Raw genomic sequence first — 14,637 nt, 5'->3', positions numbered from 1 at the left:
TGCTCCGTGGTAATAATTTTTTATTTGCACGTAAAATAATCAACAGATAGGAAAAAAGGTAGTGGTGATTAGGACTTGAGGGGGTAGCCTTGTATATCGACCTGTATTTGATTGTAGCTACTAACTACGACTGATATAATTATTTTTAAAATGTTAACCCGTTCTCTGGATATAACAGAATGGATGCTGATAAATGGTTATGTGAACCACACAGAAGCTCTGCTTTATCTGAGGGGTATGTTTTTTACTGGTGTACTATCTCAAATACAGTGCTAAATTTTGCATTTCCAATTCCCGATTCGACACAGATGGTTAATTGCTATGATTAAATTTATATCAAATAGTTACAATGAAATGCAGGATAAAGACCTTAAAGATTTTTTCTGTCTTAGAAAAAAAATATTTAAAGACAGATTAAACTGGTTGGTCGCATGTAAAGATGGAATGGAATTTGATGAATATGATAACGAAAATACCTCATATCTTCTTGGCAAAGTAGAAGATAAAATAATTTGTGGCTGTAGGTTTATAGATATGAAACATCACAATATGTGTGTTGGAATATTTTATAAATACTTCAATAAAATGAAAATCCTTGAAGGAAACTACATTGAAGTAACTCGTATTTTTATAGACAAAGATAGAGTTTTTAATATTGGAATCAGTAGTTATCCAATTAGTTTGATGTTTTTTTTGAATATGCAAATCTTTGCAAAAAATTCAGGATACGAAGGAATATATGCGGTAGTTACCGAACAACTGCTAAACATCCTGATAAAATCAGGATGGAAGATAGAAATACAGCAAAAAGGTATATCAGAAAAAAATGAGAATATATATTTAATAATAATGCCAACAAGTGAAAATACAATTATCCCATTAAGGGAAAAATTAAAATTAAAAATAACTCATGTATTAAACTTTTAACAGTCTCAGAAAGGCCACTAATTTTATTACAAATTATCTGGCCTATCTTATATTTTGTATAAATTTCTGTTTTTGACACCCTTCTCTCCTATTATGTCTATATACTCACCTTATTTCATTGTATTTGTCAGCAGGGAATACGACTAATTTTAAATCAGAAGCTAATCGTATAGCATGTTTTGCATTAACTGCGCCTAATTTTTGAACTATATTACCCATATGGAATTTAACAGTACAATCCTTAATTCCTGTAATTATTGAAATTTCTTTATAGGTTTTTCCTATGGAAGCCCAATAAAGAATGTCATTTTCTTTCTTCGTTATACAAATACTACCTCTACTACCAACTTTACAAGTCCCTCCACGACTATCATACTCAGATAGCATCCTCTGGTGTGCTTCCATTAACAAAAAAAGTAGTTTTTCTTTATTTAATAAAATTTCTCTTTCGGATTCCAGAAGGTAATTATTGAAAATGGATAGTAGTGCAAGATTATTTTTACAGTCATGCAATATAAATGTATAGCCATTATGAATACAGTATTCTTTTGCATGCGTCATAACTCCTGGTAAAGTTAGTTTTGATGAAATCGAAATGTCCTCATCCCAGGAAAAACATTTTACTCTGGATAAAGATTTAATCACGACAGGATCTACCATCTGATGGTTACATTTTACATACAAATCAAACCACTCAGGATAATTATTTATAATGCAAATTTCATTTAAATTTCTTTTGTTTATTATGAAATACCCGAATTTACAGTCCTTTTTTTTTGATAAATTTTCTTCTAAAAATTTCTTTATATCATTATTAATTTCTTCATTCTGAAAAAAATTAGAAATCACCTTTGCTCCTTTTTAAAAAATAATGAAAAGAAAAAATACATGATAGCAATTGCAGAACTGTCAAATGCTATACTTTAATATAGTCAGTATAAACAATCCAGGCTCATCAGGAAAATATTATATTACTCACAGCTAGGCGGCCAGAGCCTGAGATCGATGAGCATAGACATATATCATAACGAATTAATTTTGATTGCAATATAAAACTAAATTTTTCACTAGGTAGTTAGAGATGAGCTACTCAATCGATCTTCGTTGTAAAATCCTGAGTATTCGAGAAAAAGAAAACTTGAGCATAAGAGAGATAGCTAACTGTTTCCACATTGGTTCAGCTTCCATCACCCGTTGGCTCAGTCGTATCGAGGTTAAACCTTTTTTCCCCCGTCGGCGTAAGCTTGACAAAGAGGCGTTAGCCAAGGATGTTGAGCTTTATCTCGATGCTTACCAACGGGAACGGGCGGCACGTTTTGGCGTGTGCCAGAAAACCATTTGGCAAGCACTGAAAAACCTTGGCGTCACCTATAAAAAAACCCTGCCGACTTATCGTCGCAGGGCATGGGTGGTTATTTTATCAACTCAATCAAAGCTAGGTGTTTTAATCCACCAAAATTATTTAATTTTAGCTTCTTTGTATAGAACGTGTTTACGAATGACTGGATCAAATTTTTTGAATTCAAATTTATCTGGGCAGGTACGTTTATTTTTTGTAGTCGTATAGAAATGACCCGTACCGGCAGAAGAAACCAGCTTAATTTTTTCGCTACTGCTTTTAGCCATGATTCAATTCCTCAATACTTTACGCCTTTAGCGTCAAGTGTCTTCAGTACCTTTTCGATACCGTGTTTATCAATGGTACGCATAGCTTTGGTAGATATACGTAGTTTTACAAAACGTCCTTTTTCTGTGTCCCAAAAACGGTGGCTTTGTAGATTTACATTAAAACTTCGTTTAGTTGCGTTCATCGCATGAGAGCGTTTATTACCACGCATTGCGCGTTTGCCACTAACCGGACAAATTCGGGACATATCTATTTTCTCCAAAAAATCAAATCAGCGCGAGCTTCATATAGGACATGGCCGAGGTTTTACGGCACTCCGGATAAAATCAGATAAGAAACTGCTACCAGCAAAAAATATCCACTGAAAAAAGACTTTTATGCCAAATCCCCCCTCATTTAAACAAATGAGGCGCTCAAAAGAGGGGCATTATACGCCTTGCAATGTAAGTGCTCAAGTCCTGAACCGTTAAAGCCAGCCAAGGTGTATTTATACCCACAGTCTTTCAAGTCACCGCTAGGCGCCCAGGGCATGAATACTAAGTGATACGGGCAAACACCTACATCCAACAACACGGCGGCTTCAAAGGCGAAGAGTATATTTCCACAGCTCGTGTCAGGTGACATAGTTCCTGTTAGACTAAGTCGCATAATTTATTTCTTCTTCAATAACGAGAGTCGAGCGGTGAAAAAAGCAATGAATACTCAAGTTACAAAACAATGTAAAACACTAGAACAAGCCGTTGAGCATGCATTGCAGCTGGCCAGCCTTTCTTCTGATGCTGCTGAAGTTGCCATCACGAAAACAACGGGTATCAGTATCAGCACCCGCGATGGTGAAGTAGAAAACGTGGAATTCAACAGCGATGGGGCGTTAGGCATCACTGTTTATCACCAACAACGCAAAGGGAGTGCATCTTCAACAGATCTCAGTCCTCATGCGATTGAACGCACAGTGAAAGCCGCGCTGGATATAGCACATCATACTTCAATCGATCCCTTTTCAGGGATCGCAGATAAAGAGCTGCTGGCCTTTAAGGCACCAGATTTGGATCTTTTGCATGCAAGCGATTTGGATGTTGATCATGGCATTAAACTGGCAGCGCAAGCAGAGCAGACCGCATTAAGCTTTGATAAATGTATCACCCATTCTGAAGGGGGTAATTTTAATAATCATTATGGTATTAGAGTTTTTGGTAATAGTCATGGCATGTTACAAAGTTATTGTTCCAGCCGCTATTCACTTTCTTGCAGTGTGATCGCCGAAAAAGATGGCAAAATGGAGCGGGACTACGCTTATAGCGTTAGCCGCAAAATATCAGATCTGAAAAATCCTGAGTGGATCGGTCAAGAATGTGCGCGTCGTGCATTATCCCGGTTGGGTACCGTTAAATTATCCACTAGAAAAGCGCCAGTATTATTTGCCGCAGAAGTAGCAACGGGATTATTTGGCCATTTGGTTTCTGCTATCAGTGGCGGCAATATTTACCGTAAATCCACTTTTCTGCTCGATCATCTGGGTAAACAAATTTTACCTGATTGGCTGACAATAGAAGAAAAACCACATTTACTTGGCGGGCTAGCATCTTCCCCCTTTGATAGTGAAGGTGTGCTGACGGTAACACGAGATATTGTTAAAGATGGCGTACTGCAAACTTACCTATTGAGCAGTTATTCTGCCCGTAAATTGGGCTTAAAAAGCACCGGCCATGCAGGCGGGATCCACAATTGGCTGATTTCCAGTCAGGAGAAAGATTTTCAGAAGAAGGATTTTACCAGTATGCTAAAGCAACTGGGTACAGGTTTATTAGTCACAGAACTGATGGGGGACGGTGTCAATACGGTTACCGGTGACTACTCGCGTGGTGCGGCCGGATTTTGGGTTGATAACGAGGAAATTCAATATCCGGTCAGTGGGATCACTATTGCCGGTAACTTGAAAGATATGCTGCGTAATATTGTCAGTATCGGTAGCGATATCGAAACCCGTAGTAATATTCAATGTGGTTCAGTGTTATTGCGACCGATGAAAATTGCGGGTGAATAAAATTTCATTGTAAATTTCACTGGCCTCGAACTTTAAATAGAAAGCCAGAGTGCGAGTGTTTTGATCGGTGATGGGAGAGGCGCCAATTTTTGCATTTTGCATAAAATTGGCGTAGCATTTCGCACGATGGGGCGCCTTGCAGATAATGTTTACCCATTCTCTCCGATGTAATTAAAATAGCAGTTATTCTTTATTGCTCTATATGAATTAAAATCGATAAAAACATTTCTATTAATATGATATTCCGTAAAAGTAAATTCAAATATTTATTTTTTCATCATATAAAAATAAATCACAAATTATTTATATGTCTGATTTAAAAAACAACGCTATTAAATACATTTCATTCATTATTTCTAAATAACTGAATTAATTTATCAAATTAACACTTATGCGTTATTACCAAGAAAGTCTTAGAATTAGGTTATAAAAATATATTTTTATAACCAGAATAAAATTATAAATACAGTATTAATTTTTATTACAAAAACATAAAATGAAATGGAGCCGTAAAATAATGGAATACAGCGATGTCATTAAGCAACTAGAAAACATCACCGTAGATGAGTCGAAGTATAATAGAAAAGATTATTATAGAAAATTTATAACAGTCAGAAATCACTACTTAGCTGCGATTCACCCTTTACCCCCCGTAGAAGAAACCAAGCTTTTATTTGAAATGTTGGATTGCCTTGAGAAATGGATTTTTATTCATAATAAAAACGGTGAAAAGCGATACAGTGGTTTTTTATCCAATATACTTTTAGCACGTAAAAATACCCTCATGACCGCTGTCCCTAAAATACTCCATTTTGTTTGCCTGTGTGAAATGACACACATTCAGCGGGACTATATTAATCTTTGGATAGCAGCGAATCCAGATTATGTCATCAAAATTCATACGGATAAATATGCATTTTTAGCGAGAGAGCTTGCTGTACGACTACAAAAACAAGCCAGTAAAGAAACGTTAAACCATTCCGGTAAGGCTTTTCGAACAGCCCTTTTTTCCTGGCAAAACGATGCTTTTAACTACATAAGAAACAGAGTGGCCACAGAGGCAGGGATAGAAAGTTTTGCTAATAGTTTCGATAATTGTGTCAAAGCATTTTGTCAAGAAAGAGGGCTAGGCACTGCTGAAGAGTTAGACAACAGCTATGATGCCAATAGAAACAGGCTATCATCTGCTCAGTACTTTCTGAGGAAAGCGAATCCAACAACGGATATCACCATTATCGTCAGTGAGGATGCTTTTTTTCCTTCGCCCTCTTATTATTTAACAGAGTTGGTTCGACGAGGAAATCTGATTACTGCCAGCGAAATACTGGGCTTACAGGTGTTACAAAAAGAAGGCGGCATTTATTTAGCGACCAATGTGTTGCCCGAGATCGATGAAAAACTATTTAATGTTGGGCACCGAAGCTTAATTCAGACCAGTATTCAAGATCCCCAGGGTGTGGAAAGCAAAGCGGTCATTGCCAGTTGTATCCTAGATGCATTAATGGAAAAAACCGATCCGGAAACGGGTACCAGCAAAATACTCGCCCGTGAAAAGTTGATTAAGGACTACCCGGTTTACAATATTGATTCAGCAAGACGGACAAAAATAGAAACAATAATACAACGTGCTATAGAAAAGAAAATTCCCTTGTTTAAAAGCCTTGGTGTCGTCAAAGTCGACCCTTTTTTTCGCTGTTGTTACGCTGATGGTTATGCCAAAGCGGTGGCCGTAAAAAAGTTTGATGATCAAGAAGGCATTCCATTTATTACTCACTTATTAAGCAATTTTGCTAAGACATATGCCATCATTGAAAAATACAATCCCCTTACTCTCAAGCTAACCGAGCCAGCTTTACGGCAATCTCTTATTTCTGAGATTGAGGCAGAGATAAAACGCGCAAATCTACAGCTCAGTGCTAAGGCGGTTCTTTCTTACCGTTGGGATATTCTAAATCAATATGAACAAACTAGCCCTGAACTGTTGGGCACCCCTGCCTATAATGTTGCTTATGCTCAACTATTGGATAATATGCTCGATCCGGTACTTAATGAAAAGGGTCAGCCGATACGGCCAACCAATGCCCTGATCTTTCAAAAAAAGTTCACGCCTTCTTTCAATGCTATCACCCCATTAACCGAAGAGGTATCACGCTCGCACTTAATGGGATCCATGTATTATCTTGAACCCTTTTCTAACAGCCCTCAATATGGCGGCCAATATATTATACAAATTCATAATGATGAGATTAGCACCAAAACGGCGCGGTTTTTATACCATCAAAACAGAGATATTAGCGATTGGTATCGTTATGATGAAGCCAAAAATACCCTTAGCCTACAACCCGATACCCTGGCTAGAGTCAATAAGGGAAGATATATTGTGTGGGCTGGAAACGGTCAGCCTATACCCCTCTTACATGCCCTAAAAATTACAGCATCATTGAAAGCGATGCTACCGATCAATATCACTAGGATAGAACAGCTGACCCTGGTGGCTTGTCAACCAGAGTCGAACCTAATAGCAGGCAACAATCATCGCTTTATCAAAAGTCTCTATGATGCTTTTGATAAGAGCGATCGTAAAATAAGCATTGATCGCATTGTGGTGCAAGAAAAGCTTTTTACTGTTGATAGCATGGGGCGTCAATGGCAGGGAAAACTGCCTGTAGCCAGCGCAGATAACTCAGCCGTAGCCGAAATAACGTGGGAAAATGTAATAGAAAGTGACAAGGTCGGGATCGCCACGAGATCGACCAATATGACGCTGTCTTATACCACTCGGCCTCTTGTCGAAGATAGGGTGATGCGCAATAAAATCATCGCTATGGCGACATTTAACCCAACCCCTTTTGCGCTGGGTTCGGTGATGGAAATTCCTCTGATCCCCCCTGAAAAACTAGAAGAGTGGATGAAGGATCCTCACAAACTCGATGGATGGATAGATCAAGCAACAGCTAAAGGGATGCTAGACAGTATTAAGCAAGGTGTGGTGGTGACTGTTGCCGAGAGCATGGCACTCATCGCCGCGATGGGTGCCGTGGATCACGAGCTTATCATCAGCGATCCTGATCTTGCCAAGATCTCGGTAGTGATGCAGGCATTAAGGCTGAGCCTTGAAGTTGAAACTTACACACAGTGGTATGAACTGCTTGATTTTAGTTGCGGTAAAATTGAATTCAATCTGCTCGTCAATACCCTTTTTCCAACACAGACTGCGCGAGATCACGCTTTTGGGTGCCTTCAATGGCGGGTCAGCAGCAAACGTATCACCTTTTTCAACCTTAATCTCAATAAAGACGGCAGTGCGACGAGCATACGTCAAGGAATGAAAAGTAAAGCCGCCATTAAAGCCATTTTTTTGGGTAGCCTGGAAGGGCTTTTATTGCCGGATAGCCAAGTCGGCACCAGAGACAATCTTATAAAACAGGCTAGGCATCGCGTCGACAGCCTCGAGATCAATTTAAACAGCCTGCAAAATACCGCTCAAACTCCCCATGCTCCGCTCAAACGTTACTATTACTCATTGTGGGAGCCTAAACCCAGCTTGCAGCAACGGGACAGCCCCCTGGCACTAGAAAATTATATCAACAGTAATGACATACTGAGAGCCATGCAATTACATTGGCGGGCAGGAAATCATCCCAGTTTCGATTATGCTGTCCTGTACTCGCAACATCAGGCATGGAAACGTATCAATCATAATGTATTGAACGAAAGCCGACTCGCGCCAGGAGAGTGGGTGATCTTATTTTCGACACTGCGATATGATCCGATCGATCAACTCTACACTATCAGCTATTTAAACATTTCTGACCATAATATAACCGATATCACCACTCGGGAGCCTTTTTTTGCTGAGATGAGGATGTATTTAGATAAAAAAATTGCATTGATTAAACACCATCACCCATTGATGAAGAAAAAAAGCCAGATTGCCAGAGCGGTTGGCCGTACCGGTGGAACTGGAGGCTTTGCCAATTTTGACGATTCAATCCTGTCTATTTACCATTTTTTTAGCCAAGCAGTCTCCGTCACTCACGAGAAAAAAGAACCGCTCTCTTTCGCCATAAAACTGCACACTTGGATCTCTTTATTAGGCGATATTAATAACATCAGCAGCATGGCCTCTACTCTGACTGATGGTAGTGAAAGATTGCTGGAGTCTGCTGTACAAAACGACTGGCTATTCAAGCGTTTTACCGGAACCATTAATGCTTTATGGAATGCCAGTTATCGTATTGCCTCCTCGCCGGCTATAAAAAAAATAGGGAACGCTACCACAACAACCAGTTTTGCATTAACGGCCATTAGTTTTGTATTCAATAGCTATGAATACTATCAAGCCAAAAATGATCTGCAACGCAGTCACGCTATCGTCAGAATGGCATTCGATGGGGTGAACTTTGCATTCACCGTGGGAAGTTTATGGTCTCTTGGTTTTAGTCCAACGTTGGCTCCTTTTTTGATCGTCATTGGTGCCGGTTATGGTTTATCTAAACTGAGTGAAGAAGTCAGTTATCTCTTAGGAGAAAATACTGACAATATTACCAAAGCACAACTGTGCGGAATCAAATTTAATCAAATAAAACAGGGTTTTGAGCAGGGCGGCTTTACTGTCGTTAATGATAAGGTATTGGTGCCTGTCGAGGGCGCGGTAATGAAAAGAATTCATTTGGAGAATACCAGAAGACCCTATGTCATCTTTGATGATATCGGTGTACAAATGCGCAAAAAAACGGCTCAAGGGAAAGATCTAACCATTAACAAAGCGGATCCTTATGACCCTGTTCATTACATCAATCTGAGAGCATTAAGCGGAATAGAAGAAAACCAAGCCATTACTATCGCTGATCTCCCCATAGGTGATCAACCTGCCGTGAATACAGTGATCTTACCCAAGACACCTCGAACTAAAATTGATCCTAAGTATAAGGCAGTAGTAGCCTTTATGAATCAGCGTGGTGATATTGAGTTTGATGCCATGCGTTTTTTTGCTGAAAAAGATCCCCATTTCATTTATTTATTTCATCGAAGCTTGAACATACCCAATCCTCTTTCTATTTTGAGCAAACTCGAGCAGAAGGTGGGTTTCGACTGGATGCTGATCAATGATCTTCAGTATCACTATGAAAAAACGGATATCAACATTTATTTCGGTAATAACAATTACAACGTGATGCTACAGGGGATTAAAGAAGATCAAAAAATCACAGATTCGGTTAGCAAAAACTATTTACATTACCGCTTTTATGGCTCGGAGCAGGGAAGTGCAACGATTTTTTTGGTATTCAATCGGGGACAGGCTGATATTACCATCGCACGTAGTAACCCAAATATCGTTTGGATCATCAATGCTAATCATCCCTATATTCCTGAGATGTCATTTGAGGTGACTAATGAGGGTTATAAATTGTTTGACGTTAACGCAGATGAATACGGGGACAAAAATAGCATTGCGATAAAGGTTATTGATCGCGCTAACACCAACATCACTTTTCAGCTTCCCTTGGGAATTATTAGCATAAAGTGTGATGAGAAAAATTCATGTAAGCGTATTGTTAGAGAATTTAACGCGGATCAGTTTATTTATTATCTAACAGAACAAACCATCCAGATCCTTGATCCTAAGAAGGAGACGAAGCGCATGTCTCCAGCAAGGAAAAAATTAGAACTGACAAGACGCTATTTGCGACTCATGATTCAAAATACCCATTTTTCGCCGAATTATATTCCAGTAAAAAAACTTTCACTGATCGGTGATGAAAAGAGCGATCAGGTTTACTATTCTACCCACGACGAACAATTTGTTCATACGGCAAACAAGCCCGGTACGCTGTTTGAAGATACCAATCGTACTGATGTCCACGTTCTTTTTTTCGGTGAGAAGTATGCCTGGTTTAAGGGAGATTTATTGATGCAGGTGGCGTCTGAGGGTCTTGAGCATCTTTACTACTATCGAAATCTCTTTTGGCTATCAGAAATTAAGACGCATCGCTTGCAACACATTTATCTGCCCTTGTGTCATCTACCCGATGTGCTTGATACTCAAAATCCCCTCACGCGGGAAAAAATAGCGCTCCCTTCTCAATCCACCCTCACCCTCATCACTCAGCCCAAAGATATCACCCGATACATCGTTTTTGAACAACGCTATCAAGCCATTGATCATCAACAACCGCTGATTATGAGGTACAAAATTGATACTCAATATCCTCAAAAAGGATTGATATTCACTGAAGCTCAGTATTTACCAGAAGGAATACAACAGCAACTGATTCAAAGTGGCAATCTCAGCATACTGAATGATTTTATGAAAAATAAAGCGAACACAGAGATAAAAACGCTTGATGTCAGTAAGCTGGATCCATGGACAGGTACAGGATCTAATGTTGTGGCGGTAGATAATATGACAGCAGACACTGTCATCACCATCGGGCGTAAACTACTGTGGCCATTGCACGGTAGCATCGTGCTAAAAGGGGAAATAAATGCACGTCTTCCTGATGAAGTGATCAATAACCCGGACAACCTCATTCATTATGCTGGCACCACAAAAATAGTGATTGATGAAGATACCGCAGTAGAAGTCAAAATAGGCACGAGTACTAAATATTACCATTTTTGGTGTGTTACCGATCAGGATCAAAAATTTAAAAAACTGTATGTCCAACAAGATCAACTGCCCGCGACAGAAATGCAATTGGGTGATTTTAATATTACTAATAACCAAATATTGAGTATAAAAAATAAAATTATTCGTACTGTGGATGGCAAGCTGTATGGCCTAAACGATAATGAAACCCTTTTATTAGTAGGAATAGGACAAGATTGGTTAGTACAACATGAAAGTTGGTGGTTTTACTTTAAAAGACATATCGATCAACTCACAGAGAGGATGGAAGGGACGACTTCACTGCCAACAACACAAAAAAAATCGATTAACATTGCCCCCTATCTCACCCTTTCCGGCTTACTACAGAATGATGGCATAAAACCGCTGTCAGCTTGGTATGATCGTGCCAGCAAGCAATTTATTTTTTGGCAAAATGAAGAGGATCAGCAGCTAGTCTACCTGGGTATGGACAGCCAAAGTAAAGTGGGGGCTTGGGTCATGACTATCAGCAATAAAAACCAGAAAGAAATAGGCTATATCGATGCCATAGAAATTGATGAAGTGGGTAAGATCTTTCACGGCATCATCCTAAAGAAAAAAACGAAAATACCGAGTATTAACACCGTCACTTCAGCGACAATAGCTGACAAATCCTTGTCTTTTACCCAAGCCAGTCCGGAAAAAGAAGGAATAGTAAAGGGAACCACCACTGACGGGCTGTTACTTGATATTAGTAGAGAAAATGGAGCATTTCATATCACGTTATTAGCCGTCGACACTACCCTGGCCTGGAAACAAGAAAAGGAAGCAAATTTATCTCGATCGATCATTGAAATTCAGCTCGGCCAGCTTGTTGAAAAGTATCACGCCCCTGAAGTGATCAAAGTGACGTTAAGCAATAATCAGCAGGGTTGGTATCATGCGGGTCAAAAGAAACTGTTTTTGCCTTTTACCACCGATGAATCAGGTAGCATCAAAACACATAATTTGGATCAATATCTTGGTTTAACTCACCAAAGCCACAGTGCTTACTTTAATAGCAAAGTGGGCGAGCAGCTGGATTTGATAAAAATGAATCAAGATGGCACATTAGAAAAAAAGATGCCGAACAAGGGAATGATTTACCAACGGGCAAAGCCCATTCTTATTTTGGACAGTGGCTCTGTTTCGGTGCTTGCTGATGATGATTATATCAATATTGATGTACCTGCCTTGCTGATCACCACCCCTTTTACACAAACCCAGGATCAATCTTTTACCTTTAGCATTGATAAATTTAGTTACCCAATGATCTACCTGATGCATCTTAATTTAGGCAAGCTACGATGCATCATGCCGACGGGAAGTACACCGGAAAGCCTGTTGATCACACAAAAAGGCTGGAATGTCTGTGTCATTATCAAAAAAAATCTGGTGATGTTGTTATGTCATAAAAAGGAAAAACTTGAATTTATATTCAATGGGATAGAGATGCCAGCCAAAGGATTATCAACCCACTATACTGCGCTTAATCATGAGCCTCAGGCAGGTTCACTGATTGATGTCAAAATTTCCTTTGCAAAATTAGAAACCTATTATCATGCTCAATATCCAAATGAAAATAAATACAGTATGGATGGCCATCTGGTAGCGCCTTTTCCTGCATTTTGATTTTTCCTTATCTGCTTTAGGTAACCAGTCGTAATAAAAAAATAGGCTTTCAATTTTTTTCTTTGCGACTGCGTCGCCGGAAAAATTTTACATGACTTTATAACAATGCGGTTGCTTTTATACCGCATGAACCTCTCTTATAGCCGAATAAAATTAAAATGATTTGGCTATAAATCTTATTCCTCGTTGACATTATTTACTTATTTTCACAGCAGGATAAATATGATTTCTTCAGATTTAGTGCAGCAGCTCAATATCTTTATTAATAACTATGTGCCGGTTATATCAAATAACAGTCATATCGGCACATCAAATGAATATATGCGTTTTATTAGCATTGTAGATCAATATAAACATCACACCCCGCTATTTGATCCGCCTAAAGGGGCAAAAAATATATCGACTGATCCAGAACAAGAAATGCGATTATTAATTCATATGAAAACTTTTATTGAAAAAATACCGCCATTATCCAATGTCATACTTATTCGTAATGCCATTGAAAAGCGTATCAATAAATTGCACGTATTAGTGCCTAAAAAAATACATTTTGTTTGGTTAGATGAATTGGGTGGTTTTGAATTAGGCCAAATTGGACTTTGGATAAAAGCAAATCCTGATTACGAAATCACGCTGTGGACAGACCAAACGGCCTCACTTTCATTACGATTGTCTGCTTATTTGCAACGTGCGGCTTGGGATCAGGTTTTTAAAAAAGCAACGGCTGAACCTCTCCCCAACACGGAAGAAGAAGCCAATAATAGATATAAAATTACATTCGATCACTTTCAACAAGAACTTATTTTTCTACAAAATGATATTTATGATTATGTCACTGAGGATATGGCTGCAAGGAATAAACCGTTAACGTTTAATCAAGCCGCTTCTCAGAATTTGATTACCCTGATGATCAGCAAAAAGAAAGCGTTAGATGAAGTCATTGAATCTCACCAAACCAGTTTTAAGGCTGGTTTGGTTAAATTAAAAAAAATGGCGGCACATTCGGACAACATAAAAATTGGTGATATTAATCAACTGATGAAAGCTGATCAGGTTATTCAAAATATCTATTATAAAGAAATCATTTTACGTGGCAATTTATCCTCTGTGATTGATCTGGTTAGTTTGCAAATATTAAAACAAGAGGGAGGTTATTATTTTAATATCGATGCTCTGCCGGCGATTAATCAACAATTATTTGATACGGAATGGATGGATAATGTAATAGAGGTATTAGGTGTAGCTAAAACGAATCAACTTATTCTACAAATGATTTTAGATAAATTAAGCAGCGATAAACCGAGTCAGCTTCCCGCGCGTAAAATGGCGATAGAAAGCATCGAGGGCAGTGGTTATGTTGATCACGCTCAAGACGTTGATGTTGCCATTATTAATGCGTTAGAAACCGTACTCAATAATCCGGATAATAAGGGTAAATTTTTCAAACCGCTACAAGAAACCACCGTCGATCCTTTATTTTCCTTTCGTCATAATTTTCCTATCGACATGAATTTTTATCACACAACTTATAGCCGTGCGATGGTATCACTCCCTCGCAGTCGTTACATTCAAGCACGGTTAAATAACTGGGTAGATATGTTTAATGTTATGAGCGAATATAATATTGATGGCTGTCGACAAGGCTATATTAATGATGAGTGGCAATACCATCCTATTCCACAAGCAGTAACAGAAGAATTTGAAAACGCAATTATCGCAATAGGACGAGATAAATCGGTTGCACAGTCTTTACTCTCTTTCCGTTATGAAGATTAC

At 38.7% G+C, this 14,637-nt stretch carries 6 protein-coding genes and 1 pseudogene; 4 read left to right on the top strand and 3 right to left on the bottom strand.

Translation table 11 applies throughout. The features are described 5' to 3' along the window. The first annotated feature begins 321 nt into the window (after nucleotides 1-321). The gene (locus AACL30_RS10265; RefSeq protein ID WP_339056577.1) at nucleotides 322-927 is read left to right on the top strand and encodes an acyl-homoserine-lactone synthase; all 606 of its coding nucleotides are present in this window, start codon (nucleotides 322-324) and stop codon (nucleotides 925-927) included. A 105-nt stretch (nucleotides 928-1,032) separates the two neighbouring features. Here AACL30_RS10265 and AACL30_RS10260 read toward each other — a convergent pair whose 3' ends face one another. Further along, nucleotides 1,033-1,776, bottom strand: a complete 744-nt coding sequence (locus tag AACL30_RS10260) for a LuxR family transcriptional regulator (RefSeq protein WP_339056576.1) — start codon at nucleotides 1,774-1,776, stop codon at nucleotides 1,033-1,035. Nucleotides 1,777-2,008: 232 nt separating this feature from the next. On the opposite strand from AACL30_RS10260, the pseudogene AACL30_RS10255 reads away from it, so the two are divergent. Beyond that, nucleotides 2,009-2,311 (top strand): annotated as a pseudogene (locus tag AACL30_RS10255) (IS630 transposase-related protein); the annotation flags it as partial. Between the two features lie 74 nt (nucleotides 2,312-2,385). Here AACL30_RS10255 and rpmG read toward each other — a convergent pair. Both rpmG and rpmB read right to left on the bottom strand, forming a co-directional pair. Further along, nucleotides 2,386-2,553: a 50S ribosomal protein L33 gene (gene rpmG, locus AACL30_RS10250; RefSeq protein ID WP_176488349.1), complete on the bottom strand. Its 168-nt coding sequence runs from the start codon at nucleotides 2,551-2,553 to the stop codon at nucleotides 2,386-2,388. Between the two features lie 11 nt (nucleotides 2,554-2,564). After that, nucleotides 2,565-2,801 (bottom strand): 50S ribosomal protein L28, encoded by a 237-nt coding sequence (gene rpmB / locus AACL30_RS10245; protein ID WP_006707879.1) that lies wholly within the window; start codon nucleotides 2,799-2,801, stop codon nucleotides 2,565-2,567. Nucleotides 2,802-3,248: 447 nt separating this feature from the next. On the opposite strand from rpmB, the gene pmbA reads away from it, so the two are divergent. Both pmbA and AACL30_RS10235 read left to right on the top strand, forming a co-directional pair. Beyond that, nucleotides 3,249-4,598, top strand: a complete 1,350-nt coding sequence (pmbA, locus tag AACL30_RS10240; RefSeq protein WP_339056575.1) for a metalloprotease PmbA — start codon at nucleotides 3,249-3,251, stop codon at nucleotides 4,596-4,598. Nucleotides 4,599-5,115: 517 nt separating this feature from the next. Next, the gene (locus AACL30_RS10235; RefSeq protein ID WP_339056574.1) at nucleotides 5,116-12,861 is read left to right on the top strand and encodes a TcdA/TcdB catalytic glycosyltransferase domain-containing protein; all 7,746 of its coding nucleotides are present in this window, start codon (nucleotides 5,116-5,118) and stop codon (nucleotides 12,859-12,861) included. The last annotated feature ends 1,776 nt before the right edge of the window (nucleotides 12,862-14,637 follow it).

The organism is Candidatus Regiella endosymbiont of Tuberolachnus salignus (assembly GCF_964020115.1).
Lineage (GTDB): Bacteria > Pseudomonadota > Gammaproteobacteria > Enterobacterales > Enterobacteriaceae > Regiella > Regiella insecticola.
The sequence above is the reverse complement of the archived record's forward strand: the minus strand, read 5'-3'. Positions and strand labels throughout refer to the sequence as shown.

Bases quoted from the DNA above. Each gene is read 5' to 3' on its own strand.
- AACL30_RS10265 (WP_339056577.1), top strand. From the start codon at position 322: ATGATTAAATTTATATCAAATAGTTACAATGAAATGCAGGATAAAGAC.
- rpmG (WP_176488349.1), bottom strand. From the start codon at position 2,553: ATGGCTAAAAGCAGTAGCGAAAAAATTAAGCTGGTTTCTTCTGCCGGT.
- rpmB (WP_006707879.1), bottom strand. From the start codon at position 2,801: ATGTCCCGAATTTGTCCGGTTAGTGGCAAACGCGCAATGCGTGGTAAT.
- pmbA (WP_339056575.1), top strand. From the start codon at position 3,249: ATGAATACTCAAGTTACAAAACAATGTAAAACACTAGAACAAGCCGTT.
- AACL30_RS10235 (WP_339056574.1), top strand. From the start codon at position 5,116: ATGGAATACAGCGATGTCATTAAGCAACTAGAAAACATCACCGTAGAT.